Consider the following 26100-nt stretch of genomic DNA (forward strand, 5'->3'; position numbering starts at 1 on the left):
AAATTTTCTGTAAATTGAAGTTAAAAAATAAGATGCTAAATACTAACAATACGGTTAATTGTGAAATTAATGTTAAACAAAAATACAGTTGGTCTACTGTGTTTGCTTGGTTGTTTCTAAAAACGATTGGGCGAATATTGCCAAAGAAATGGAACAAATGGGCGGAAAATATTCTATATTACAATACAACCACTGGAAGTGATGAAACTCATAGTGATAAAACAACAGATGAAAGTGCTCAAATTGATTTAAAACCTGGAGTTGCAGTAAAAGAGAGTCAAAGTGAAGTAATAAGTAAGGATGGAGAGGTTCAAACTAATAAAGTAACATTTCAAGATACGACAATGCAGACCGAGTGTGTCGAAACAACGGATAAAAGTTTCCAAGTTAATTTAAGACCTGAAGTTGCAGAAGAAGAGAGCCAGAGTGAAGTAATGAGTGAAGATGAAGGAATTCAAACTGAAGTAAGTGATGAATTCATTGATGAAGACTACGATAGTATGGAAGAAGTAAGCACAGAGGAGGATGAAGAATTGAATGAACAACTGAGTCAGGAACTAGAACTTGAACGTTCACAAAATATCCTCCTAAAAGAGGAAAATGAAGAATTGAGGTCTAAACTTGCAGAATGCGAAAAAGATTATACGGAATTGGAAGATGTTTCAGGCCAACTAGAAGAAGAGCTCTCAGCAGAATCAAAGGAAAAATCTAAATTGATATTTGGACTAAGCGAAAGACTAATTAAGTGCAATATAGAATCTCTAAATGAAATAAAAAGACCTCTGGTTGAAGTAGAAAAGGATATAAAAATAAATAGTTTAATGCGGTTAAATGAAGGATTAGATGAAGATAAAAAGAAAATGGAAGCTGAAGTGGAGAATCTGAAAAAACAACTACAAAGTGCTCAGGAATCCAAACAACAACTGGAGGAAGGAAAAATTGATTTAGAAGGTAAATTGAAAGATTTAAGCAGTCAATTAAGCACTGTAGTAAGCGAGAAAAAGGACTTAGAAAATAAGGTTGCTAGGTTACAAGAACAAGTTGAACATCTGAATGCAGAACTAGAAAGAGTAAGAAGTATTGCAATATCGTCTATTGGAGAGTGTACAAAAACACTTGATGAAAATTTGAAATTAAAAAATCAACAGATTGAAAGTTCAACAACTGAACATGGACAACAAAATGCGAAAGAAAAGTCAAGAAATGGGAATGTTCAAAAAGGACAAACAAAGGTTCAAAAGCCAGATGCAGAGAGTTGTATGGGCACAGTTTCAAAAACCACTAACAGGATAAAAGGCATACCTAATTCCTTGATAAATGGGAATGTTCAAAAAAGTGTGTCAAACCGAAAAAAAAGTAATAAATTGATATAAAAAAAATGGAGGTTTCACATATGAATCAAAGAATAGCAAATAAAACTACTGGATTGGTAGATTATAAAGAATTAGAAACAAATATCCTGTCGTCTATACGAGAAGGAAGGCCGCTGACGGGAAGGGACGGAGTATTAACACCATTGATAAAAAAGCTGCTGGAGGCAAGTTTGGAAGGTGAAATAGAAAATCACTTGTTGGCTGAAAGCGAAGAAAATAATCGAAGAAATGGGAGAAATGGAAAGACTTTAAGGACAAGTGCCGGTTCATTTGAACTTTTGACGCCAAGGGATAGAGAAGGAAGTTTTGAGCCGCAAATAGTCAAAAAAAGGCAAACAAACTTACATCCAGAGCTTGAAACGAAGATCTTGAGCACATTTGCCAGTGGTATGAGTTATAGAGATATAGCGTCACACGTTGAGGAAATTTATGATCACAAAATATCGGCGGCAGAGATATCAAGTATTACCGACAAATTGCTACCGGTAATCAACGAATGGCGTAGTCGCCCATTGCAGTCTGTGTACCCAATAGTGTTCATGGATGGCATGTTTTTCAAAGTTAAGGAGGACGGGCATTGCGTAAGTAAATGCATGTATAATATATTAGGCGTAGATCAAAATGGCAGAAAAGAGGTACTAGGCTTTTATTTAGCCGAAAGTGAGGGAGCCAACTTCTGGTTAGGGGTATTAAATGACCTAAAAGAGAGAGGAGTAGAGGATATTCTGATTGCCTGCGTCGATGGTCTAAAAAGTTTTCCTGCAGCAATAAATAGTGTGTTTCCTAAAGCAGAAGTACAGCTATGTATAGTGCATCAGATAAGGAATTCATTGAAATATGTATCCAGCAAAGATGTGAAAGTTTTCATGAACGATTTGAAGAAAATATATCGTGCTTCAAGTAAAGAAATCGCTGAGAATTATTTGCTTGAGCTGGAAGAAAAATGGGGTGAAAAATATCCTTTGGTTATAAAATCGTGGCAAAATAATTGGGAAAATTTATCTGGTTATTTTAAGTATTCTGGGCCAGTTAGAAAGCTGATTTATACCACCAATCCTATTGAGGGGTTGCATAGACAGATTAGAAAATTCACTAAAACTAAGGGCTCATTTACTAGTACAAATGCCTTGTACAAACAGGTATATTGTGCTATAAAAAAGGCAGAGCAAAATTGGATTATGGCTATACCTAATTGGGCTTTAACTATATCTCAACTTGATATTTTCTTTCCTGGTAGATTGAAAATTGAGTTGAATTAAAAATGCGGTTTGACACACTTTTTTGAACATTCCCCAAATTTCTGTTCATGGTACACTTTATTGTTCCTGCTTGGCATTAGACCACCACTTGCTTAAATTTTCTTTAATTAATTCTGCTTATTACCGCTTCTATCATAGTTTGATATCCCCTATTATCTAGAATATGCTCTGCCCTTTCTATTACCCATTCTCCATCTATTTCTTGACAAAAACCTAATAAGTTAATTTTAGCTTCTGCAAATAACTCTGGATTGCCAGGTATTGTCATGTTTAATTTTGCTTCATTTTGCTTTAATCGTCTGAGCTTAGCACTTGCTGCATTGATCGCTAATTCTGCAGTAGGATAAAGCTTATATATCGGATAACTTGGTTCTTCATTGCCTACTTTTTCTTCTATGGTTTCTCCTCTTTCATAGCTGTACCATTTTGCTATGACTGATCCATATTTACTACGTACATTAAAATTTACTTTCCAATTTATTACATCTTTAGGTGTAAGTACTGTTGTACCTAAAACCTTCTCTGTTGCTGATTTTCCTCCTCCTTTGGGAATAAAAATTATATGGCCTCCTATAGGTTTCACCGTTGCTTCATGCTCATCTCCTATCCTTTTCAAAAAATTCATATCACTTTCGTCGGTTTGGGTAATATGCGATATAAATATATCTTCAAATTTTTGTGCTATTTTCACCTCATATACGTGCTTTTCTGCTATCTTTCTTACTAAGTCACCTAAAGTAATTTCTTTCCATTCTTTTGATGTCTTTTCTTTTAATGATCCTTTGAAATTTGCTGCACAGCACTTGACTCTTAAGATTTGTGGTGGACTTTGTATCGTAATCTCACTTGCTGTATAAACACCCATAGACAGTAACCCGGTCTCTTTATACCCCAGAAAAACTTCCAGCTCACCCTTGAGCTCATTACTTCCGTACTCAAAACATATTTCAGCTTCGTCACTCATTGTCCCAGACTCATCGGTAATATGTAGAGATATTACGCTACTCTTTAACTCCTCTGTAATATAATGACTATCTGCTATTATACTAAAATCTGGCTTCATTAATCTAAAATTTTTACAACAGACTTCTGTGATATCTTTTGAATCTCAGGCAACTTAATTTTCAACCCTGCAGGCAAAAAGCTTCCATAATCTGCAAGTCCAGGATTTTTTTTCAAGACCACTTCCACTGCTCCACTACTGTAACCATAATGCTTCCAACAAATATAATCCAGCATTTCTTTATCCTTGGTAAAATAGTAAATCACTTGTTGTAGCTTTTTAACTTCAATTGAAACTCGATCTTTCTTGGCAATCCACATGGAAAAGATGATCCCTGCTTTTCTTCTATATGGGTAATTATAAAGTTTCCTAGTATCTTGCCTGAACCATCAACTAAAACATTTGGCTCACGCATATTCCTTAGTTGTTCTAAACTACCACTTTGATGATGTGGATAAATCACTCCTGTTAAATCAATATTCTCAATTCCTGAGCCGATATTCTGCAGTGATGTTTTCTCGATACATTCAATTGTATGCCACCTATGCTCTTTACTATACCTGAGGCTCACTGGATCAAATTTAAATTTTCCAAGTAACACTTAATACATCTCCTCCACTGTGTCAAAAAGAGCCCCTCTTGCTTGTTCTCTAAATCTTTCTATTACTGCATCAGCAATGCTACGGGTGTCTTGGTTAGGCTCTGCTTTAACATTTATATTGAATGTTTGATGAAATATTTGGCTATATGTTTTTGACTCTTTCTTTTCAAATCTGTTTTTTTCAAATATTTCATTAACTTGATTACCTTCTATAGATTTTTTCTCCTCAATAAAGCTCTTGTTTCTCTCAGACATTTCTTTAATCGCACTATTATTTGACAGATTACTAGAAATGCTACTTTTAAGGGGAGTATGTATTTCAGCAACAATACTTTTTCTTTTTTCAAATTCTTTCAGTGGGCTATTTTCGGCAACCTTTCCAAATATACTACCGACAGTATTTCCCATCCATGAAAACATTTCTCCGATGGGTTTTATTATTGATTTCCAGATGCTAGAGAAAAAGTTCTTTACCTTTTGCCAGTTAGTTATAATAAGTGTTGCACCAGTGACTAGTCCAGCAACTAAAAGTCCTATAACCCCAGTTATGGATTAACCAACGAAGTAAAGCTGAGAAATACAGGGCTTTTTCGATTGCATTGAATAAGAAATGAGGGTAGAAAAAATATGTACCAAGAAATTTACTGTGGATCTATGCCGAGTGTGCTCAAGTTCAAATTTGTTTTTTAGGCAGCCAAAAACCGTTTCAACAATCGATCTTTTCCCTAGTAAAATCTTCTCTTTCAGCGAAATCAGTGCATTTTTCATACCTTTTTTCACTTTAGTGACGAGTTTTAGACCTCTATCGAATAGTTTCTCAAAGAGCTCTTTCTTTATATAGCCCTTATCTCCAAACAAAAGTCCAGTTAGTTTTTTGGTTAGAGTTGGTACAGGTTTTCTGTCATCGACGTTACCTCTGGTTAGCGTAACACCTTGAATTTCACCTATTTCATTGATTACTACATGTAATTTAAAACCAAAAAACCAGCCGTAAGTATTCTTTCCTAACTCTGCTAATCCTTTGAAAACCTTATTTCTTGAGATTCTTTTTCGATGGCATACTGCTATTGAAGTAGAATCTATGTAGGAAATCCCGGTCATTTTTGCTTGTTCACAAAACCATTGCAAAAGTAATGCTAAATACCACAAAACTCGCGGCTTTAAGGCAATAAATCTGTGATATGAAGGCAGCTTTGAAAACTCTGATCTATAGAATAACTGAAGATAACAAAGATAAAAAGCCTTGAAGTTTTTACATGGTGATTTATGGTATAATAGGATTATGGTTAGAATTTCTGAGTGCGCTATTTCTGGTACTCTGGTTGGTTTTTTGCCGTTTGATAAGAACCTATTTGCAAAATTATCATCTACCGCACGACAAAAATCCTCGACGCAACAGTACAGTTCTTTAATATCTTTCTTCATGGGTAACCTCTTATTATTACTAAAATACTCGAGTTTACCCTGTTTCCCTCTTCTTAGTTATACTTTTATCTATTTTCTAATCCATAACTGAGGTCTATAGGGTTGCTAATTACAGCTAATGTTATTGCCCTAAGTCCTGTTACTACTGCAGGCAGAACTGATGATAATAGAGGAAAAGCTTTCGTTGCTAAGCTCAAAGTCATAGCTCTTAAAACACTCAGTCCAGTAATTACCGCTGGAATAGCGTATGTCGATAGAACAGAAAATGTTGCTATTGCTTTTGCTGCTAAACTCCAAACTGTTCCCATGAAAAGACTAAATATATAACCACCACCTACTAATAGAACTTTAAGACTTATTAGTGCTGCTATGGTACCCATGATTGCTTGAGTTAAAGTAGGATATTTTTCTGCAAATGAGGCTATATGTTCACTTACCCATTTTAACCTTTCAGCTATAGGTTTTAAAATAGGCAACATCACTGAACCCAGATTCATTCCTACTTCTGCTATTGAATTTTTTAGCAATCGCAATTGGTTGGCTGTAGTACTCACACGGTCATTAAATTCTTCCTGCAATGAATTTGCACGTTCCCCTTCATCAGCTAATAAATCCAGCACCTCTCCATATACTTTTGAGTTTTCAAGTAATAGTGCTATATCATCTTCGGCTCCCTGTCCAAAGAGTTTTAACAGAATGCCAGCCCGATCATGTTTATCTATTTTTTTTAAAATTTCAAAAAAATCCAGTAGTGCTTTGTGAGGATTTTTCTTGATATTTTCCTCAAGCTCTTCTATATCTATCCCGATTTCTTCTAGTGTTTCTCTAAATTCATCTTCTTGCTTCCCTGCCGTTTGAAGTTTAACCAGCACACCATTTATCATTTCTGCTGCTTTCTTTGGTTGTTTTCCTAACATAACGAAAGCATTGACTAAGCCAGCTATCTGCTCAATCTTCAAACCAAATTGTCTTGCTGCACCACTGGCTATATTTATTCCTGCCATTAAATCTTTTGGTTCAACAGAAGTATTGCTTGCAAGGTGGTTTACCAAGTTCCCCAGATCCTTCAGATCTTCTAAGCTCATTCCATAAATGTTATAAAAACTACTAACATCACTTCCTATTTCTTCTACATTCATACCAAAATTTACTGCCATTTTCGACACTATTTCTGTAAATTCTAGAAGCTTTTCTTTTTCTTTAATACCAAGTCGAGCACCACTTGTAGTTATTTGTGCTAACTCTGCAGCAGATAGTGGTATTGTTCGGGATAACTCCTTTATTCCCTGGCCAAGTTCCATAAATCCTCTATCATTGGCTTCCTTCTCTTTAGAAAATTTTATCACTGCCCTGATATCAGCCATAACACTTTCATAATCAATTGCAACTTTAATTGGAGCTGCAAGCGTTAATGCGAGTCCTGCTGTCTCCAACATTTGCGATTTAAAGTACGCTTTTCTCCCCAAAAACATGTCCCGTTTTTTGATGGCGGAGTTTAACTTACTATATTGACTTCTCAGCTTTTCTGCAGAAGCACCAAGTTTATGTTGATCTCTTATCAAAGACTGTATATTCTTTCCGCTTTTCTTAAATTCTTCACTGAGCGCATGTAAAGTGTCTCTCTTTTGTAAGTACGCTGTTTTGGCCTTTATTGCCGATTCCTTAGCCTTATCAAACTGAGCCTTTAAATCTTTGCTTGGCTTTTCTGTTGTTTTCATTTGCTTAGCCAAGGACGTTACTTGCACTTCTAAGCCTTTCCAGGATCTCTTGGCAACCAATGTGTTACGACTTAACTCCTTAAATTTTGATACAGATTTCATCGACGTATCAAGTTGCCTTATTGTACCCCCAAGACGGGAAAGTTGAGCACTACTACCTGTCATTGCACTACTAAAACTACCGTCTAGTACAGCACCTATTTTTACTGATAACGTTGACATTTAGACTCCTCTGCTGCTTTTGCCCACAAAACAAACTCATTCATTTCCATACCAAGAATATGCTCAATCCCGCCACCTACAACAGAACTGAGCATTATTACATTTAACCTCAAGTTCTTTGTGTAACAGGTGGAAAAAAAACCTTCAACTCATCCTGTATTTTTACGTAGTCTGCAAAATATAACTCCCAAATTGTTTCTTTTGTCACAGATGCAAGGTTTGCTATTAATCCAACTTCTTTTTCAAAATCACTACTACCGGCACGTTCCATTGCTAGGCAATCCCTTACTTTGACTGGTCTAAAAGTTAATTCCGAAACCGGAGTTCCATCTACTGTTATTGGATTATCAAGTTTTACTGTTGTCATACTTTCTCCTAAAAAATAAAATTCTAAAATCTTTTTAAAACTAAACCTAAATACCTAAGACCGCTTGTAACAAAGCCATTTGATCAACACCATTTATCTTTCTAATCATATTCTCAGCATCGATTTCTATCAGCTCATTGCCACCTATAGTAAGTTTATAATAATGGGCAGCTACAGTGCATTTGAGAGTGGCTTTCTCAGCAGGTTTCCAGCTACCAAAATCAAACTCTTTAAATATTCCCCTAAGGTTGATAATTACTCCTTCAATATCATTACTTCCACTGCCTTGTAATCCGCCCCTTAGCGTCAAAGAAACCGAATTTCCGTCTATTAAACCAAAGAGTCTAAAGAGCTCTGAATCATATTCAGCAAAAGTAAAGTCAGCTTCAAGCTTTTCCATGCCCATATCAATGCTAATGGGTATGTCCATGCCGCCTGCACGGTATTCTTCTGTTTTTATGGTAAGCTTCGGCAAGGTTACTTCATCTATTTTTCCTGCATAACCACGACCATCTACAAATACGTTAAAGTTCTTTAAGATTTTTGGCAACATCTTTTCCCCTTTGTAAAATTTACAATATTTCGCTATTCACGAGATGCGAACGGAAAGTAATCTGTTCTGCTGGATATGGTGGTGTAAACTCAAAGTCAAAATACACTTTGCCACTTGCAATATTTGCCGGTGTATTGAGTTCTGGAGTTGCATAACATTTTCCGCTGATAATCGCTCCTTGGGCTTTTAAATTGGCCAAATAAGAATTCACCCCCTCAATCACATCATCTATGTAAGTTTTGGTGATATTTCGATCAACTGCCCATAGATGAGCCCGAAGTAGACTATCATTGATTAGATCTGCAGTACGCCTTACTGATAGAAAAGCCCATTTCGAGTCATTTGAACATGTTCTATTTCCCCAAAGCCTATAGCCATTTTGATGAATTATCGTTGTTACTTCATTTTCATTTAAGTAATTTGCTCGAGAGCTTCTATCGCCAAGTGTAAAATCAATAGGCCTGCTTGTTCCAACAATACCATTTATCTCTTTATTTGAAGGTGAATGCCAAAAGCCTTGTTCACTATCTACTTTGGCTATTAAACCAGCTACAAATGGACTTGGCGGTTTTTCCTCCTCTTCAAACACCCTAACCCACGGATCAACTACGTAAACTCTGCTACTGCCTACACTTTTTCTCCACTTTATTGCTTCTTCATCATTGGTATTTGGTCCATCTGCTACTATTATGCTTCTCAGCTTTTCTGCTATATGAATTAATGCTGCAACCACTGGATTTCCAGCATCTACAGATAATTGATGAGTAAACTGAGGTGCAATTAGTATTCTTGGCGCAACATGGACTATGCTTTCACTGCTTAAGAACGCTTGAATTCCCTGATATTCTCCAGTTTCTTCGTTAACTCCACCAATTATATTTTGAATAGTTTCACTTTCTTTAAGCTTTGGATCGCTGTTTTCACTTTCTTCAACTCGAATAATTACTACTGTTGCACCAATCTGGGAAAATATTCCATTCACTGCAGAAGGCAGAGTTCCTCTTTTTCCCAGTTTTGCTGCTTCTTTTAAGCTTCCTGCGATTAATACTGGACTATTAAGTGGAAATTTTTGCTCGTCAGCATCAGGTGCAGTACCAATTACGCCAATTACCGATGATTTAGCTGTGCGTACTGATCTTGCTCCTGAGGTAACCTCGATAACATTTACTCCATGTAGAAATTGTTGTCCGGTAGGAGTCATAGTTCAAAACCTCCCGATTGAGCTTTACTTCTATAACTCCCCCATAAGAACCGTGCATGCAGATTTCCCGCACACGGCTCCACAATAATAGTGTTCACAGTAATCCTCCTATGTATACAAAGAAAAACATATTTTTGGCTTAGGTAATGGGTTAACTAGCAAATAGTAATTAAATTGTTTCCAATCCATACTTTTCTTTTGACTACGTCGGTTCACCCATTTAAATGCCAGTTTCGTTATCGGCCAATAATATTGCATAAGACCTTGATAATTTCCACTAATGCCGAAGTAGTTATAGTGTCCTATTAGCTTCACTTTAAGTTTCTGCCACCAATCTTTAAGACGAGCACGATTTCGGACTGTTTTTATCCATTCTTTGATTTCTTTAAGTTTTCTAGCAAGATTTATCTTTGAGGTTTTATGCCCCATGATTAATCTACCTTTTCGACTTTTTCCGCCATAATGCGTAAATCCTAGGAAGTCAAAACTTTCCGTCTTTCGCTTTTCTCTTATTGCTTGGTGCCATTCTTTTCTGCCAAATTTCACTACTTTTGTTTTGCTTTCAGATACTTCCAACCCAAATTTGCTTAACCTTTGTTTTAGTAACTCTAGAAATTTCTTTGCATCTTCCTCACTTTCACAACACACTACAAAATCGTCGCAAAACCTTATTAGCTCTGTATATCCTTTGATCTGAGTTTTAAATTTCTTTTCAAACCATAGATCTAGTACATAATGTAAATATATGTTAGCCAATATAGGGCTTACTATGCCGCCTTGCGGTGTTCCTTGATCGGTTGCTTTATAATGCCCTATTTCAATTATTCCTGCTTTCAGAAACCTTTTCACTAACCACAGTACATTCGGATCAGCTATACGCTCTCTTAAGCATCTCATTAACCATTTATGTCGAACATTATCAAAGAACTTCTTGATGTCTACTTCCACAATATAGTTTATTGGTTTGTACATAACTGCTTTATCCAGTACTTTAATCGCTTGGTGGCAGTTTCTACCTGGTCGAAATCCATATGAGCTGTCCAGAAAATCTGCTTCATAAATATTTTCCAATATCTTCTTTAGCATTATCTGCACCAACTTATCTTCAGTCGATAGTATTCCAAGTCCGCGCTTCTCTCCGCTCCCGGCTTTGGGTATGTATACCCTTCTCACTGGTTGCGGTTGATATTGTTTTCTCTTCATACTATCTACTAGTGCTTTAAGTTTCTCTTCTAGATTCTCTCCATAGGTTTCCACTGTCACTTGATCTATACCACAAGCCTTGTTACGTTTTAGCTCTTTATAACACTTAGCAAGATTCTCCGCATTTATCAGATAGATTAACGATGTAAATTTTAATCGTTTATCTTGCTTGGCTCTTACTGCTATCTGATTTAGTTTCCCTTGCATGTTATTCCAACCTCCGTTGTATTGGCATATCAATCCCTAAACCAGTTACTACATTGCTGACCGCTTTCCCTTGTATGTAGCTTTCCCACACTCTGAGTACTATCAGTCAGTCCGACTTCCTTTGTGCCTTTCGTTAGTTCTTGCCTTTGTTGACTTGTTCCAACGTACCTTGGTAGGAGCACAAAGGATCTCCCAAGTTTACGTAAGTTCCATCTCAATACATGACACGGCCTTAGATCCCGATGGAGCACGTGATATCTTGCCTTACCGTTATCACTTATTTTGTCTTCCGCCTGACAGAAAGCGTCGACCTCCATGTCATAAAAAATTTCGAGACTCAATACCTTCACTTTCGTTGTATCCTATATTGTCCATTCCATTAGCCTTACTACGCTCGTTACCTTGCGTAGCATAATAGTCTGTTCCAGGTTGCTGGCTAAGCTTTACCTGTGTTGGATTTCCACCAACTGTTCCTTACGCACTTCTTGGCGCACCTGTCATTTCTTTTTCCCCTTTTCAACTTTCTTGCATTTTTTGTTTACAATCATCTAGCAAAATTTGCAGCTCTTCCTTACTTTTAGCTTCACCGATTTCCCTTTCAGCTATATCCACCAATTCTTCGCACTTGATTATTGCTTTTTTCGCTCTTTTTGCTTTTTCCTGAATTATTCTTGCCATTTCAATAACCGTAACATCACGGACTTTTGCTAATGGCTCTATAATTTACCCCAGTTATGGATTAACCAACGAAGTAAAGCTGAGAAATACAGGGCTTTTTCGATTGCATTGAATAAGAAATGAGGGTAGAAAAAATATGTACCAAGAAATTTACTGTGGATCTATGCCGAGTGTGCTCAAGTTCAAATTTGTTTTTTAGGCAGCCAAAAACCGTTTCAACAATCGATCTTTTCCCTAGTAAAATCTTCTCTTTCAGCGAAATCAGTGCATTTTTCATACCTTTTTTCACTTTAGTGACGAGTTTTAGACCTCTATCGAATAGTTTCTCAAAGAGCTCTTTCTTTATATAGCCCTTATCTCCAAACAAAAGTCCAGTTAGTTTTTTGGTTAGAGTTGGTACAGGTTTTCTGTCATCGACGTTACCTCTGGTTAGCGTAACACCTTGAATTTCACCTATTTCATTGATTACTACATGTAATTTAAAACCAAAAAACCAGCCGTAAGTATTCTTTCCTAACTCTGCTAATCCTTTGAAAACCTTATTTCTTGAGATTCTTTTTCGATGGCATACTGCTATTGAAGTAGAATCTATGTAGGAAATCCCGGTCATTTTTGCTTGTTCACAAAACCATTGCAAAAGTAATGCTAAATACCACAAAACTCGCGGCTTTAAGGCAATAAATCTGTGATATGAAGGCAGCTTTGAAAACTCTGATCTATAGAATAACTGAAGATAACAAAGATAAAAAGCCTTGAAGTTTTTACATGGTGATTTATGGTATAATAGGATTATGGTTAGAATTTCTGAGTGCGCTATTTCTGGTACTCTGGTTGGTTTTTTGCCGTTTGATAAGAACCTATTTGCAAAATTATCATCTACCGCACGACAAAAATCCTCGACGCAACAGTACAGTTCTGTAATATCTTTCTTCATGGGTAACCTCTTATTATTACTAAAATACTCGAGTTTACCCTGTTTCCCTCTTCTTAGTTATACTTTTATCTATTTTCTAATCCATAACTGAGGTTATAATTTCTGCATCTTTCTTATTTATAGACTCTGGTGATGCTAAAATGTTCTCTGCGGCTTTTGCTTGTATTTCATACGACTTAAGCTTCTGATGAGAATATCCTGCGTATTTGTTAGTATAATGATTAAAATAAACACGGATGCTATCAAGTGCAGAAAGTTTCGCAGTTTCCAGTAATTCCAGCTCAATATCCTCCTTACTCCTTTCAACAATTTTCCCTCCTTCTGTTAACCGATAACTCTTTTGCCAGTCGAAATTCTTTGGCGCTTCATACCAGTTTTCACCTTTTGGTTTAGTAGTCAGCGTTGTTGTTTCAACTTGTTTGTTATTTTCAAAATGAATATAAATTGGCATTGTTTTTTTCTGTTTTTTGGTATCAATTCCAGATTTTGTGGGTGGCATCTAATCCTGGGCATTGCCAAGCCTTCAATGTTCTTTCCATATCTACCTCAAGTCCTGCAGTTAAAAAGTTATTGCGAAAATTATGGATGCCCCATTCCATGAAAAAGCTATACCCACCATGAAAAGGGTTAAAAGAAGAAAGATAAGCTGATGTATAAAATAAGATCACCACCGTTTTATTGGCTGGAATATTAATAGTAGCTGAGTCGCTAAATTCTAAGTTCTGTTTGCAGCTATACACTTCATTCCAAGTAATGCTTGAAACCTCCTTAGTATTAACATTGTTTGGCGTACCAACAAATAATCTTGCTCCCAATATAGTGTCTAAAAATGGAGGGTACAATCGCCAGAGTGATGAACCACTAAAATTCAATGTTCTGCTTATATCTTGACTTGTAGTATTCTTTATAAACATTCCTCCCAGTAATGTATAAGGGTAAAAATTTTGCGAATGCTCAGCATCTACCACACTTAAAAATCCTTCCTGATACACAAACTTACCTTCATTCCCTCTTAGAACCTGTTCATAATCTTTTAAGGAGTAAAGAAGTGAAAGCAAGAACGACCATTTGTAAGCTAGTGTTGAGTTTCCGCTCGCAATTTTTCCACAAACGCCTACATTTTTCCAACCAAGCAAAAGAGCGCTCAACAACCCATCTCTTTGGCAGTACAACAAAGGTGTGTAATTCACTTCGCTTTATTACTTCGACCGTCGAACCAATAGTTGCTTTTATTTGTGTTGCAAAATTTTCTCCAGTGTAGCCTGCATCAACAAGTATATTTTTAACTTCAGAGAGTTTTTCTTTAGCATTTTCGACCATTTTCATGGCACTGCTGCGGTCGGTTGCTTCTGCCGTTGTTACATAAATCGCGTGTGGTAAACCTTGTGTATCTACTGCAATATGGCGCTTTATTCCTGAAATTTTTTTACCTGCATCGTAGCCCTTATTTTCAGCAGTATCTGCATTTTTTACGCTCTGAGCATCAATTATACAAAAACTAGTTCTTTCTTTCCGACCATTGCTGATACGTGTCTCTCCAACTAATTTTTTTTAATACACGCTCCAAAGTACTTTCTGTATCTTCGCTTGGTTTTTCACTCCATTTTTTAAAATATTCGTAACAACTTCGCCATTTTGGAAAATCTTTTGGCAGCATTCTCCACTGACAGGCACTTTTTAGGACGTACAGCACTGCACAAAATACATCATACAAATCAAGTTTTCTTGGTTTTGTTTTCTTCCTACTACTCTCCAGAATTGATCTGATTTTTTCAAATTGTTCTCGACTTATGTCACTTGGGTATAAATTTCTCATATATCCTTATTCATATACATCATCTCATAGTTTATCACTTTTTTGAGATTATGAACAGGTTCTAAGCGGTCTTTTTGTACATCAACCCCTGCCGTCAATACTATTTTTCCACTTTTTGGCACCATGCCTATCGGAAAATTTTCTCGACGCTCAAATAGTTGCTTCCAGTCTGGTACTTCTCCTTTATCTACCCAGGTTTCTCCAAGTGTGGTGTTTATCCAAACTTTCAGTAATTGCTCATTTTCCTTTGCATGCAGATAATCTTCTACTGCTTGTTTCCAGCTATACCAACCAACTGGGCTATACAAGCTTGAAAGGTGGAATCCTATTTTTGCCCCTTCTTTTGCCTCTTTTTTTCCCTCCTCCCTCGTTGCTCTCCATTCACCTCTAGCTAGCATCTCTGTTTTCTGATGGTTTTCTATTTTGCCGCTACATTCTATACACACGTAGTGCGCTGTATTTGGATTTTTATCCTTCCACTTTATTTGTGGCCATTTCAGCACCTGATAGTGATCACAATCTGGACAAGGTACAAAAAAGTATCGTTTATCTGAACTCTCAAACTCTCTCTCTATTCTGCTTATTCCGTGAACCGTTGGCGTTGAAACCAAGAATATTTTTCTCCGCGTAAATGTATTAGTTCGAGCAATGCTGAGTAAAACTGGATCTCCTTCTCCTCCTGAATCTCCTGGATATGCATCAACCTCGTCGAGAAAAAGATATCTTACCGGCATAGAGCGCAGACCCACTGGACTGTTGGCACCTGTTACTACTACCGTTCCTCCAGGAAACTCTTTGCTCTGCACAGTATTGCCTGAATCTCTCGACCTTGGATCTTTTATTTTACTCCTTAAACATGGCGTATCTTCAATCAGTGGTGCAAATCTTCCCTTGGACCAACGCTTGCCCATTTCTACTGTCGGCTGTACTACTAGCATTGGCCCTGGCGTCTGATCAATAACGTACCCTATCCAGTTGTTCCCAGCTTCTGTTCCGCCAATTTGTGCTCCTTTCATGAATACCACTTTTTCAGTCGGCGAAGATGAAGATAGTGAATCCATTATCTCCTTAAGGTACGGCGTCCTCTCTGTTCTCCATTTCCCTGGCTCTGATGATGCTATTGTTGAAAGCTGACGGTTCTTATCTGCCCACTCTGATACTTTTAGCGGTGGATCGGGCCTCAGTCCTGCATAAAAACTACTGCTATATATCATAATGCCATCTGCTGCAATTTTTGTACTTTTACACAGCTAAGAGAAAAAGGTATTTTCCCCCTACAATAAGTATCTGCTGAAGCTTTACCTAAAATCATTATTGCAACTAATATGTGAATTAGGCTCACTAAGGCGATAAAACGATTCCTTAATAATTTTAAATTGTATGTCATCATTGAAATACTAACTCTTCCAACGCAGTTCTGATTTCCTCAGTCAGTGTCTCATGGATCTTCTCTGTGTCATTTATCGATGCTAGTAACGCTGAAACCCTATCTGGAATGTTAAGCAAATTATTACGGACAACTCTTGCCACGTTAAATGCTTCGGTCTTTACTTCTTCTACTGAGATAAGTTCACCAATTTCGGCTTTTGCCTTTGCCTCCAGCAGTTTTCCCCGCTCCATTTCATTTTTTATCCGGGTTTTTAGCAGCATGGTAGAGAGCTCACTGGTGTTTCCCCTTTTTTCCTCAATTTCTCCACCTTTTCTCCTCAGTGGCTGACTTGGATCTCTTATTGCTGCTACTGCTTCATTTGCTTGTTCTCTATTGATCAAACCATCCTCCAATTCAACGATTCCTTTCTTTACTAAATAACAGACGTATTGCTTTGAAACTCCCAGTTCTCTTGCCCATTCCGTCTGCGTTATTTTTTCCACTTTTTTCTCACTGTTTTTCTTCTTGAATTTGTGCAAAAGTCTTTCCATTACCTGCTAAAACTGCATCTCTACCTGCGTACACTTGCCAACGCTTTATCGTTACATCTACAAACCTGGGATCTAGCTCTATCGTCCTGCAGATTCTTCCTGTTCTCTCGCATGCAATCAACGTACTTCCAGAGCCGCTAAATGGATCAAGTACTATATCTCCTGGTCTACTGCTGTTTACTATTGCTCTTTCCATTAGCTCTACTGGCTTCATTGTTGGGTGCAGTGAGTTATGTATTGGCTTATCATAAAACCACAGATCACTTTGATTTCTACCACCATGCCACTCACGTTTATTACCGCTCTTCCACCCATAAAGCATTGCTTCGTATTGCCTTTGATAATCAGATCTTCCTAGCGTAAAATGATTCTTTGCCCAAATGATAAATGTTGACCAACGACCACCTGCTTCTTCAAATACTTTTTGCAAGGTCGAAAGCTCAGATGATGATGCACAGATGTAAATTGCCCCTTTCGTGTTTGCTAAAACATGAGTACAAACGTCATACAGAAAAAGTTCGTATTTTTCACCTTGATTGTCGTTTAATATCTTTTTGTCTTCTCTTTCTTGACTAGCACCATATGCTACGTTATACGGAGGGTCACACACGGTAATATCTGCCATTTTATCGTCCAGTACCGCTTTAAACGATTCAACTTCGCAGCTATCACCACAATAGATTCGATGACCACCTAAAATCCATAGATCACCTGGTTTTGTTATTTCCACTTTTTTGTCATCACCAGCTAAATCAGAAAATTTTTCTCCCTTTTCCCCTTGTTCTTCCCTTCCATCAATATTATCAAGAAAGCGTTGAACTTTTTCTAGCTCAAATCCTGTCATTTTAAGGTCAAACTGCAGATCTTCTAATTCTTGAATTTCTACCTTTAAAAGATCATCGTCCCACTTTGCCCAGTTAGCTGATTGATTTGCCAGTAACCGAAAAGCTTTGGTTTGTCCATCACTTAAGTTATCACTGAGCACCACTGGAATACTTTCCATGCCAAGCTTTCTTGCTGCTTTAAGCCTTAAATGACCATCAACCACAGTTCCATCGCTTTTTGCAACTATCGGAATACGAAAACCAAACTCCCGAATTGAAGCACACATCCTGTTTACTACATCGTCATTCTTACGAGGGTTACGCTCATATTCAACAAGATTTTCAATAGGATAGTAGTGGATTGCTAAGTTCATATAATTTAAATTCTTAATAATTAAAAAGTTAATATTTAAAATATCTCTGACGCTAAAGAAGGCCTGGGGTCAAACCCAGCAAACCCGCCAGGCTGGCCGAAAGGACCCATTTCCTATGTGCTATCTAGCATATTAAAATCTTTACTAAAATTATTAACGTAAAACATCAATGCCAAAGCATCTGCTTCGTTATCATCTCGAGGTGAAAAACCTTTTTCACGTATCGCTTCAATAACTTCACTTTTGCTTGCATTACCATTACCAGCTATAAAGCGTTTGATAGTTTTAACATTAACACCTTGGTAGGGAATATTGTTCTCCTCACACCAAGCAGCTAAGACGGCAAAGAAACCACCATAACAATGAGCAGCATCAGTTCCAAGATGTCTTCTTACTTCTTCAAAATACACTGCTTCAATATCTAAAAATCTTTCCCTCATCTCATTGAGCCACCTACGAAAATTTAAGAAGTGCATTCCACCTCCGCTGAAACGGCTACCATGAAAACTTTCGCTCCCGCTTTGAATTACTCCATCAGTGAAAATAGCCCAGCCGGTTTGTTTGCCGAGGTCGAGTGTTAAAATTGACATATTCATTATTTAAAACTATGAGTAGCACCGATTCCCAAAATATCGTTTGGTTCTGTCAAAATGTACTATCAAAAAGCGGTTTATAGTTTTTTTATTGGCCAACAACGGAAATCCAAGAATCATGTGCTACCCCTAAGAAGTATGTGGGTCGAGGTTGTCTACGTTATAGTAGCTCTTTCAACCACCTCTTAACAGATATATACTAGAAATGAGGTCAGAAATTTGATTTGCACTAAAATTTTTTGTTTTAGTTAAGTTATTTCTTCCAAAAAGTTGATATGAGCTAGATTTGAAAAAACAATAAGTCGTTTGAAAGAATTGAAAATTTCTCAATTCACCAAAAGCCCACCTCAGATTACACTTCTTTCTTTTGCTATCAGATACCAAGAGGCTATTGAGTATTCCACGGAGACCTGACCAAACTCAGTGTTTATTTGAGTTTTATCAGCATAAAAAAAAGATGAGAGTAAGAGCCTTCTGAAGCCTGTTAAACTTATGGTAGAAGTAAAGCTATTGCAAAGTGAGTTTTCTAAATAAGACCTTCATACAAATTTTTTCTTTACAATGAATAAAAATGACGTTAAACTTACACGTAAGTTTATTTGCACCAATGAAATCATTAAGAGTACCTTTCATTTGCCTTTTAAAGGGTGTTACAAGCGTTAGTTAGGTCAGGGTGGTATATTTCTATTCTCAGATCATAGAATCGTCTTAAAACGCAATTACGGTCATTTGTTTTTTTTGAGCATTGTCTTTCATTTCTTTTATCAGATAACTTTGAAAGAGAGCTTTCCATAGCTTATTATTTTAGACTGGTTAATAAAAGAGAAACGAACAGAGTAGTATGTTTTAAAGTCATACTACTATATTATTATTATATAATAATAGGAAATTTTGGAAACTGGAGACTGGTCAAAACCCCGCAATACTTCTAAGCTTTTTGCCACCTAAACCAGATTACAGCTCAGAAATCTGTCAACCCTTAAACCATTGAAAATCTAGCATTTTTTTACTACCAGAAAGTACCAGATCTCATAAACTGCACCAGATTCTGCCAAGACTGAAGAGTTCTGGAGTCTGAAATAATCAATATTGTAGCTGATTAAATTAGTAGAAGAGATCTAATTATAGTAAAGCCAAGTGTTTGAATCTTCAACTGGCATAATACTGCCATATTCTGGCGATTTGTAATCGGTTGGTAAAATCTTCTCATACACTGTAATATCCTTATTTAGTTGGTTTGTAACTTTCTTTTCCATATCCTCAACACAAAGTATTCCATATTTACTTCTTTCAGCATTTTTATCATTCCTGTTAAACTTAATGTAACCTTTTGCAGCAAGAACATCAATGCGTTCACGAATGGAGTTTTTACTACCAAGACCTGCTTTATTTTCAAATACCTCACAGAATGTATTGATTGTATATACTTTCCCTCTATTTCTCGCCTCGTCGTAAATTAATTGCAGTATAATATCATATCTACGAGAACGCTCTGCATCTAATTTTTGTCCATAATCTTTATGTATCAGTCTCTGTGACTCATAATCAAGTATGTGCCAGCAGTTATCGATTTTATCAACACATTTTGATGGAATAGCGTGACCATTACGTAATTCAAACATCAGTTGACGACTACTTTGCCGTTCATCTGGCTTAAACATTATCATTCCCGTAGTATAAAAGCTTCTTAACGAACCAGCACCACTGAAACTCTGAAATGGATCTTCTTCTAATGATTTCTTTTGTATCTTTTTCGTGTGATGCACTAGAATAACCCCTGCATCTGGGTTGACTAATGTCCTTAGCTTTTCAACTCTCTCTTGTAAGAAAAAGAGCATTGCATTATTGTCATTTTCACTACCATTATCACCAGCATCAAAAATATTACGCAGTGGATCAATAGCAATAACATCAACTGTGTTTGAACCAAATGACCTTTCTATTTCAGCAACAACCTCATCCATACTATCATCGTTTAAAAGCATCTTTACTTGTGGCGTAATTATCAAATTATCTGCAGCAAACTCTATCAATTCCTCACTAAGTTTTAGTTGTTGTACCCGTTCACGCATATAATGGTAACCAATTTCAGTCTGAAGATAGAAGATTCTTAAAGGTCTCTTAGGCACCATATCAAGGAATGAAACTCCAGATGCCATATGGAAAAGCCAAGAAATAAGAAAGTCACTTTTTCCTACCTTAGGTGCACCAGCAAAGACTAAAAGCCCTCTTGGAGTTAAGATTCTTGGGGCAATTGTATCCTCCGGCATTGGTGATTTGTCACTCAAATATTGTCTTGCAGGAAATGAAACAAATCTCTTCGTCTTTAGAATATCAGTAGTTGGAGTACTAGTAGCAGGTAAATTTATACATGGGGTTGAAGCCAAAAACTCTTCAACATTTATTCCTTCTAACACACCATCTGCAGCATCCCAACCTTTTGGTTTATTTTGTGGAATCTTAAGAGTGGTAAGTGATGCAACACCAAGATCTGACAGCTTTTTGGCAGCATTTTCAGCATATCGTTTGCCTGCTTCATCATTATCTGGCCAAATGACAATATGTTTACCTTTAAGCGGTGTCCAATCTGTTTTATCAGGAGATGCATTCGACCCGAACATTGCTGTTGTAGCTGTGATACCTTGTTCTATAAGCGCTTCAGCACATTTTTCCCCTTCAACCAGAACAACTTTATCAGACTTTAAAATTCCTGGAATGTTATAGAGTGGCCTTACATCTGGCTCTTTAAATCTCAGTTCTTTAACATCAAATGGACGATATTCTTTCTTTCCTTCAGGTGGATCATATCGGTAAACTATAACAATAACTTGGTTGTTTTCATCGTAATAATTCCAGCTACAAGTCAGGTGCTGTTCTAGATCTTTGATACTCTTTTTTTCTCTAGTGTGTTGTTTGCCAAGCCATTCACTTATAGAAGCCATTACTTCAGAAAACTCTGTCCTGGCGTTTTTTCTATGCACAGCCGCCCAAAGATCGATAATGTCACCACCGTCCCCGGTTGCGAAATCATTCCATAACCCGGCTTTACTGCCACTTAGCTCTACTCTTAAACTTTTTCCTCTATTACCCCAGATATCCCCTACTTGAAACTCATTTCTGCAAAAAGTGCCATTAGGTAGTAAATACGAAAGACACGATCTTATCTGCAACAATAGTTCTGCTTTTAATCTTTCACTGCTTAAACCGAAATTCATAGTTCAAAACCTTCAATCATTTCTTATATGATTTATACTGTAATTGCTGCTTGTTGTGCGCCATCACCATTATTTAAATTGCTATCGCCATTATTCTCAGAAAAAAAAGCATAGAATATCAGTAAGTTAAAAATCGCATCACAATTATTTAATTTTGCTCCGCAATTACAATTAGTTTCCGAAAACAACCATTCTTGAAGAAGTGAATTATTCAAGAAAAGTTATGAAATCAAAGAATTCTTACTCGGGAATTGATCCCATAATTGTTAAATACGTTAGACATTACGCAAAATGTATAAAAAACTTAAAGTGTTTTGTTCATGAAAGTCTTGAAGATATTGAGCAAGAACTTTTCTGTATGATTTGGCCTGCTATTGAGAAATATGACGAAAGTAGAAGCTCTTTTTCTACCTTTGTATGTCAACTTATTAAGTGTCGAGCTATTAATTTAATCAATAAGCAACTCTGCAAAAAACGCGGCGGCAGACAAGGTATATTCTATGTTGATCCTGATGAGCTACATGAAGTGGTCGATGATAGATGTCGTTTTATCACTGAAATAACAACTCGTATTGATGTGAACGACGTTATCTCAACACTACCCCAAGAATGGCAAGTACTATGCAGACAACTGGAATTTTTCAGTGTTCCAGAAATAGCTGAAATAAATGGAATACCACGCACAACGGTTTATAACACTTTGCAACGAATAAGACGGCACATAAAAAATTTTTTTTAGCAAATCAAACAATAAGTAACAGTTCTAGTATAACTCTTATAGGAGGGCCACGATATATGACTTTAAAAATAATAAACAGCGAAGAAAGAGTAAAAATGGTAACAGGTGTGAAGATAGTAATCTTTGGACCTTACGGAATTGGCAAAACCAGTCTACTTAAAACTCTTGATGAGTCAACAACACTTTGTCTTGATTTTGAAGCAGGACTTTTAGCCGTTCAGGAGTGGAAAGGGGATTCTATCAGTATTCGTACCTGGAATGAAGCACGGGATGTAGCTTGCCTTATTGGTGGTCCAAACCCTGCATTAAAATCTGATCAAGCATATAGTCAAAGACACTATGAGCATGTATCTGGTAAGTACAAAGATCTTCTTTCGGAGATTTCTAAATACCGCTCTATCTTTATCGATAGTATAACCGTTGCATCACGTTTATGTCTACTTTGGGCAAAGATGCAACCTGAAGCTTTTTCTGAGAAATCAGGGAAACAGGACATGAGAGCTGCTTACGGAACACTTGCTCAGGAGATGATGGCATGGCTCAATCAGTTTCAACATATTCGGGATAAAGACATCATCATAGTTGGCACTTTAGGTCAGTATCTTGATGATTTCAATCGTCCAACCTGGCTTCCTCAATGTGAAGGGGCTAAAACTGCCAGTGAACTCCCTGGAATTGTTGATGAAGTAATTAGCATGGTTGGAATCAAGAAAGATGATGGTACAGAGAAACGTTCATTTGTCTGTCAGACTATTAACTCTTGGGGATATCCCGCTAAAGATCGCAGTGGCTGCCTGAATATGGTTGAAGAACCGCATTTAGGTAAATTACTTGCGAAAATTAAAGCCAAAACCTTGGCTTCTGTTGCCTAAATTTAATTTTAAAAGGAGTGATATGGAACAAAGCTTTTTCAATATCGGTCAAAAAATCCCCTTTTTCAGCGTAAAGGAGTATTTAAGTGATCAAACGCCAATACCAGAGGACATAATTTCCCCTAGAATTCTAACTAAAAGAGGTTTGTTGGTACTGGGTGGCCCACCTAAAATCGGCAAAAGTGACTTTTTGATCTCTTGGCTTGTCCACATGGCTGCTGGAGTTTCGTTTCTTGGCATGACGCCGAGTAGACCTTTGAAGATCTTCTACATGCAAACTGAAATTGAATATGAATATATGAAAGAACGATTGCAACAACTTCAACTTGATAACGAACTTTTGAATGTAGCTGCTAACAACTTAATCATTACGCCAAAAGTGCATTTATCATTTAATCATGATGAAATAAGTGAAATCAAGGAAATCGTGAAAGAACGCTTTAAACCTGATGTTTTGGCCATAGATCCATTGCGTAACATCTTTAGCAGTGAGTATGGAAATGAAAATGATAACAGTGCTATGCTGTTTTTTCTGCAAAAGACTCTTGAAAAGCTACGCAGTGCTGTCAATCCAGATGCTTGCATTGTACTCACTCATCATACAAAAAAATTATCAAAAAAGATGCTGGAAGAAGATCCATTTCAGGGTTTAAGCGGAGCTGGTTCTTTGAGGGGATTTTATAGTACTGGCATGGTGATGTTTTCTCAAGATGATGAAAGTACTGTACGTCAGATAGTATTTGAACTGCGTAATGGTGAACGTGTGGCAAGTAAGCTTGTTGATAAGATAAATGGTCATTGGCAGCTTGTAGACCAATGGAGTTGATTCTTTTTTTTACTTAATTTATAGGGAACAATATGCTAACAGATTTTTTAACTGATTTTAATACTGCGAAACCAAGGAGTAGCTTAATACCAGCGGGTACCATAGCAAAAGTATTGGTTAAAATTTGTCCTGGAGGTCATGAACCAAATGGCTTACTCACGAAAAGTAAAAATACTGGCAGCATTTACTTAAATCTCGAATTTACTGTAGTAGAAGGACCATACTCAAAACGTAAGATCTATCAAATCTTTGGTATTCAAGGGAGTAAACTCAACGAAAATGGAGAAGATGTCTGGGGAGAAATGGGTCGTTCGATGATTAGGAGTATTTTGGAGTCAGCTCGCAATATCTATCCTCATGATGATCGAGAAGAAGCAAATCTTGCCCGTAAAATTAAATCCATTTCAGAACTAAATGGCCTGGAATGTTTAGTTAAGATTGGCACGGAAACTAGTGGATATGGTGAAAAAAATAAGATCATCTCAGTGATTACTCCAGAATATGGTAGTTACGCGAGTTTTATGAAGGCAACAGTTAATTGGAATTAAAAAATTGAAAAGTAAAAAAATAGTAAAAAAGTAAATATGGGGGATATATGGATTTTTGGAGTATTACAGAAAACTTTTTGTGGAAAGATTCTGAAGATGTTTTAGGAATTAGATCACTGCTACTTCATAATATTAAAGCATGCATTTCTCATCTTTTTCCTAATGGAAGATTCTATAAAAAGAAGTTTTGTATTGCTGATCTACAAAAGGACCAAATCGTAGTCGACATGAAGGCAGGAAATTGGTCTAGCTTAGTTACCGGTAAAAGTGGAGATATCATCAGTCTTTGGGCATTTGTTACTGGTAAAACTAAACTTTTTGACGTTATTGGCTTAATATCAAAATGGCTCAATGCTGAAAGATTCATTTACCGTGATGAAAACGGCAAAGACATTATTTATGTCTATCTTTATAATGATAACAGTTATTATGCTTGGAATACTAAAACGCACACAAAGCCACTTTTCAACATTCCTGAAATCATAAAATCAAACAGAGTAGTTATAGTAAAAGGCGAAAAATGTGCTGAAAAATTAACAAATCATGGTATCACAGCAACAACAATGATGTTTGACTCAATTGATCAGACAGACTTTTCACCTCTCAATGGAAAACAGATCATCATTTGGCCAGACAATAATGAAGCAGGTAAACAGTATGCTGAAAAAATAGCTAATAAGCTGAGTAATCTAAAGTGCTCTATTCTCAACATTCCAGAAGGTAAAAAGAGTGGATGGAGTGCTCTTGATGCTATTGCAGAAGAAATAGATATAAACCGGCTGTTAATATCAGCCAATCCAGTAGTTAAAGAAAACATCTCAGCTTTTTCTGTAAAGCAGTATTTAAACGATAAGTCACCAATACCAAAAGATATAATTTCCCCAAGAATCTTAATACCAGGTGGATTATTAGTATTTGGTGGTACTCCTAAAGTGGGAAAAACTGATTTTTTGATTTCTTGGCTCGCTAATATGTCAGCAGGTGTTCCATTTTTTGATATGGTACCAGTAAAACCTCTAAAAATCTTTTATCTACAAACTGATGTTGGCTATCACTATATGCGTGAGAGACTACAACAACTTAAGATTGACAGCAAACTTTTGGACTTAGTTGCCAATAACTTTGCTATTACATCTGATACTAATTTACTACTTGACGAGAGTAAAGTTTATAATACCGTAAAACAATTTTTCAACCCAGCAGAGGTAGATGTTATCGTTATTGACTCTTTACGCAATGTCTTTAACTATAGAAATGAAAATGACAACAATGTTATGTATTCCTTTTTGCAGGAAAAAGTCGAAAAGTTACGTTCTACAATTAATCCAAGTGCAGGAGTTATCTTAACTCACAATGTTAATAAAAAGCTTCCTAAGGAAAATCCTTTTCAAAGTTTAAGTGGTGCAAGCAGTTTAAGAAATGTTTATACTTCTGGTATGCTCATGTTAAAACCAATCGAAGAGGAAAATATTCGCCAGTTGATGTTTGAGTCAAAAAATGGTCAGTCCTTGCCAACAAAGTTTATCAGTAAGGTTAATGGCAGTTGGTATTCACAAGTTTGCGGTATTTAGTATGCAAAAGAATAGGGTTTCAAAAAGCTTTGTCGTTGTAGGAAGGCTAAAGCTCATA

General features: G+C 36.6%; 25 protein-coding genes and 3 pseudogenes. 7 read left to right on the plus strand and 21 right to left on the minus strand.

Annotation, left to right across the window (positions count from 1 at the left end):
- Window positions 1-14: 14 nt before the first annotated feature.
- Together NBW39_RS05370 and NBW39_RS05375 are read left to right on the plus strand one after the other, a co-directional pair.
- Window positions 15-1373, plus strand: a complete 1359-nt coding sequence (locus tag NBW39_RS05370; protein ID WP_250294766.1) for a hypothetical protein — start codon at window positions 15-17, stop codon at window positions 1371-1373.
- 20 nt (window positions 1374-1393) lie between these two features.
- The gene (locus NBW39_RS05375; protein ID WP_250295731.1) at window positions 1394-2632 is read left to right on the plus strand and encodes an IS256 family transposase; all 1239 of its coding nucleotides are present in this window, start codon (window positions 1394-1396) and stop codon (window positions 2630-2632) included.
- 103 nt (window positions 2633-2735) lie between these two features.
- Here the strand turns inward: NBW39_RS05375 and NBW39_RS05380 are convergent, their stop codons facing one another.
- From NBW39_RS05380 to NBW39_RS05480, 21 genes and pseudogenes are all read right to left on the minus strand, one after another.
- Window positions 2736-3695 (minus strand): phage late control D family protein, encoded by a 960-nt coding sequence (locus tag NBW39_RS05380; RefSeq protein WP_250294767.1) that lies wholly within the window; start codon window positions 3693-3695, stop codon window positions 2736-2738.
- Complete coding sequence (locus NBW39_RS05385; RefSeq protein ID WP_370273608.1) at window positions 3695-3901, minus strand: tail protein X; 207 nt, start codon at window positions 3899-3901, stop codon at window positions 3695-3697. Before NBW39_RS05385 ends, NBW39_RS05380 begins: the two co-directional genes overlap by 1 nt.
- Window positions 3898-4236: a phage tail protein gene (locus NBW39_RS05390; protein WP_250294769.1), complete on the minus strand. Its 339-nt coding sequence runs from the start codon at window positions 4234-4236 to the stop codon at window positions 3898-3900. The genes NBW39_RS05385 and NBW39_RS05390 overlap by 4 nt, the downstream gene beginning before the upstream one ends.
- Entirely contained in the window at window positions 4237-4656 is a 420-nt protein-coding gene (locus tag NBW39_RS05395; protein ID WP_250294770.1) for a hypothetical protein, read from the minus strand.
- Window positions 4657-4788: 132 nt separating this feature from the next.
- The gene (locus NBW39_RS05400) at window positions 4789-5661 is read right to left on the minus strand and encodes an IS982 family transposase (protein ID WP_250294771.1); all 873 of its coding nucleotides are present in this window, start codon (window positions 5659-5661) and stop codon (window positions 4789-4791) included.
- 65 nt (window positions 5662-5726) lie between these two features.
- Complete coding sequence (locus NBW39_RS05405; protein WP_250294772.1) at window positions 5727-7601, minus strand: phage tail tape measure protein; 1875 nt, start codon at window positions 7599-7601, stop codon at window positions 5727-5729.
- A gap of 109 nt (window positions 7602-7710) precedes the next feature.
- Window positions 7711-7968, minus strand: coding sequence for a phage tail assembly protein (locus NBW39_RS05410; RefSeq protein ID WP_250294773.1), 258 nt, complete (start codon window positions 7966-7968; stop codon window positions 7711-7713).
- Window positions 7969-8014: 46 nt separating this feature from the next.
- Entirely contained in the window at window positions 8015-8521 is a 507-nt protein-coding gene (locus NBW39_RS05415) for a phage major tail tube protein (RefSeq protein ID WP_250294774.1), read from the minus strand.
- Between the two features lie 19 nt (window positions 8522-8540).
- A complete protein-coding gene (locus NBW39_RS05420; protein ID WP_250294775.1) occupies window positions 8541-9722 on the minus strand; it encodes a phage tail sheath subtilisin-like domain-containing protein in 1182 nt (393 codons plus the stop codon).
- 108 nt (window positions 9723-9830) lie between these two features.
- On the minus strand, window positions 9831-11165 hold the full coding sequence (gene ltrA, locus NBW39_RS05425) for a group II intron reverse transcriptase/maturase (protein ID WP_250294776.1): 1335 nt from the start codon (window positions 11163-11165) through the stop codon (window positions 9831-9833).
- Between the two features lie 483 nt (window positions 11166-11648).
- Window positions 11649-11855 (minus strand): annotated as a pseudogene (locus tag NBW39_RS05430) (hypothetical protein); the annotation flags it as partial.
- A gap of 16 nt (window positions 11856-11871) precedes the next feature.
- Complete coding sequence (locus tag NBW39_RS05435; RefSeq protein ID WP_250294632.1) at window positions 11872-12744, minus strand: IS982 family transposase; 873 nt, start codon at window positions 12742-12744, stop codon at window positions 11872-11874.
- A gap of 94 nt (window positions 12745-12838) precedes the next feature.
- Window positions 12839-13195: pseudogene (locus NBW39_RS05440) on the minus strand (hypothetical protein); the annotation flags it as partial.
- A gap of 22 nt (window positions 13196-13217) precedes the next feature.
- Window positions 13218-13736 carry a hypothetical protein gene (locus NBW39_RS05445; protein ID WP_250294777.1) on the minus strand — a complete coding sequence of 173 codons (519 nt, stop codon included), beginning with the start codon at window positions 13734-13736 and terminating at the stop codon, window positions 13218-13220.
- Window positions 13737-13767: 31 nt separating this feature from the next.
- A protein-coding gene (locus NBW39_RS05450; protein WP_250294670.1) for an IS5 family transposase occupies window positions 13768-14560 on the minus strand; the annotation gives its coding sequence in 2 pieces (ribosomal slippage) (window positions 13768-14295 and window positions 14297-14560; 792 coding nt in all).
- A gap of 59 nt (window positions 14561-14619) precedes the next feature.
- Window positions 14620-15774, minus strand: a pseudogene (locus tag NBW39_RS05455) (phage terminase large subunit family protein); the annotation flags it as partial.
- A gap of 172 nt (window positions 15775-15946) precedes the next feature.
- Window positions 15947-16432 (minus strand): hypothetical protein, encoded by a 486-nt coding sequence (locus tag NBW39_RS05460; RefSeq protein ID WP_250295768.1) that lies wholly within the window; start codon window positions 16430-16432, stop codon window positions 15947-15949.
- Between the two features lie 7 nt (window positions 16433-16439).
- Window positions 16440-17678, minus strand: coding sequence for a DNA modification methylase (locus NBW39_RS05465; RefSeq protein ID WP_250294778.1), 1239 nt, complete (start codon window positions 17676-17678; stop codon window positions 16440-16442).
- Window positions 17679-17791: 113 nt separating this feature from the next.
- Complete coding sequence (locus NBW39_RS05470; RefSeq protein ID WP_250294779.1) at window positions 17792-18268, minus strand: crossover junction endodeoxyribonuclease RuvC; 477 nt, start codon at window positions 18266-18268, stop codon at window positions 17792-17794.
- Window positions 18269-19389: 1121 nt separating this feature from the next.
- Window positions 19390-21486, minus strand: a complete 2097-nt coding sequence (locus NBW39_RS05475; RefSeq protein ID WP_250294780.1) for an AAA family ATPase — start codon at window positions 21484-21486, stop codon at window positions 19390-19392.
- Window positions 21487-21518: 32 nt separating this feature from the next.
- Window positions 21519-21701, minus strand: coding sequence for a hypothetical protein (locus tag NBW39_RS05480; protein WP_250294781.1), 183 nt, complete (start codon window positions 21699-21701; stop codon window positions 21519-21521).
- Between NBW39_RS05480 and NBW39_RS05485 the strand changes: the two genes are divergently transcribed.
- From NBW39_RS05485 to NBW39_RS05505, 5 genes are all read left to right on the plus strand, one after another.
- Complete coding sequence (locus NBW39_RS05485) at window positions 21689-22225, plus strand: RNA polymerase sigma factor (protein WP_250294782.1); 537 nt, start codon at window positions 21689-21691, stop codon at window positions 22223-22225. The genes NBW39_RS05480 and NBW39_RS05485 overlap by 13 nt on opposite strands.
- Window positions 22226-22281: 56 nt before the next feature.
- Window positions 22282-23097 (plus strand): ATP-binding protein, encoded by an 816-nt coding sequence (locus NBW39_RS05490; RefSeq protein ID WP_250294783.1) that lies wholly within the window; start codon window positions 22282-22284, stop codon window positions 23095-23097.
- A gap of 22 nt (window positions 23098-23119) precedes the next feature.
- Entirely contained in the window at window positions 23120-23923 is an 804-nt protein-coding gene (locus NBW39_RS05495) for an AAA family ATPase (protein ID WP_250294784.1), read from the plus strand.
- Window positions 23924-23955: 32 nt separating this feature from the next.
- Window positions 23956-24471, plus strand: coding sequence for a hypothetical protein (locus tag NBW39_RS05500; protein WP_236514467.1), 516 nt, complete (start codon window positions 23956-23958; stop codon window positions 24469-24471).
- A gap of 77 nt (window positions 24472-24548) precedes the next feature.
- Window positions 24549-26042, plus strand: a complete 1494-nt coding sequence (locus NBW39_RS05505; RefSeq protein ID WP_250294785.1) for an AAA family ATPase — start codon at window positions 24549-24551, stop codon at window positions 26040-26042.
- The last annotated feature ends 58 nt before the right edge of the window (window positions 26043-26100 follow it).

The organism is Wolbachia endosymbiont of Oedothorax gibbosus (genome assembly GCF_936270435.1).
In the GTDB taxonomy this organism is placed as follows: Bacteria; Pseudomonadota; Alphaproteobacteria; order Rickettsiales; family Anaplasmataceae; genus Wolbachia.

Bases quoted from the DNA above. Each gene is read 5' to 3' on its own strand.
- NBW39_RS05435 (WP_250294632.1), bottom strand. From the start codon at position 12,744: ATGAAGAAAGATATTACAGAACTGTACTGTTGCGTCGAGGATTTTTGT.
- NBW39_RS05500 (WP_236514467.1), top strand. From the start codon at position 23,956: ATGCTAACAGATTTTTTAACTGATTTTAATACTGCGAAACCAAGGAGT.
- NBW39_RS05470 (WP_250294779.1), bottom strand. From the start codon at position 18,268: ATGTCAATTTTAACACTCGACCTCGGCAAACAAACCGGCTGGGCTATT.
- NBW39_RS05465 (WP_250294778.1), bottom strand. From the start codon at position 17,678: ATGAACTTAGCAATCCACTACTATCCTATTGAAAATCTTGTTGAATAT.
- NBW39_RS05405 (WP_250294772.1), bottom strand. From the start codon at position 7,601: ATGTCAACGTTATCAGTAAAAATAGGTGCTGTACTAGACGGTAGTTTT.
- NBW39_RS05400 (WP_250294771.1), bottom strand. From the start codon at position 5,661: ATGAAGAAAGATATTAAAGAACTGTACTGTTGCGTCGAGGATTTTTGT.
- NBW39_RS05410 (WP_250294773.1), bottom strand. From the start codon at position 7,968: ATGACAACAGTAAAACTTGATAATCCAATAACAGTAGATGGAACTCCG.
- NBW39_RS05420 (WP_250294775.1), bottom strand. From the start codon at position 9,722: ATGACTCCTACCGGACAACAATTTCTACATGGAGTAAATGTTATCGAG.
- NBW39_RS05415 (WP_250294774.1), bottom strand. From the start codon at position 8,521: ATGTTGCCAAAAATCTTAAAGAACTTTAACGTATTTGTAGATGGTCGT.
- NBW39_RS05490 (WP_250294783.1), top strand. From the start codon at position 22,282: ATGACTTTAAAAATAATAAACAGCGAAGAAAGAGTAAAAATGGTAACA.
- NBW39_RS05475 (WP_250294780.1), bottom strand. From the start codon at position 21,486: ATGAATTTCGGTTTAAGCAGTGAAAGATTAAAAGCAGAACTATTGTTG.
- NBW39_RS05495 (WP_250294784.1), top strand. From the start codon at position 23,120: ATGGAACAAAGCTTTTTCAATATCGGTCAAAAAATCCCCTTTTTCAGC.
- NBW39_RS05380 (WP_250294767.1), bottom strand. From the start codon at position 3,695: ATGAAGCCAGATTTTAGTATAATAGCAGATAGTCATTATATTACAGAG.
- NBW39_RS05395 (WP_250294770.1), bottom strand. From the start codon at position 4,656: ATGTTTTCATGGATGGGAAATACTGTCGGTAGTATATTTGGAAAGGTT.
- NBW39_RS05375 (WP_250295731.1), top strand. From the start codon at position 1,394: ATGAATCAAAGAATAGCAAATAAAACTACTGGATTGGTAGATTATAAA.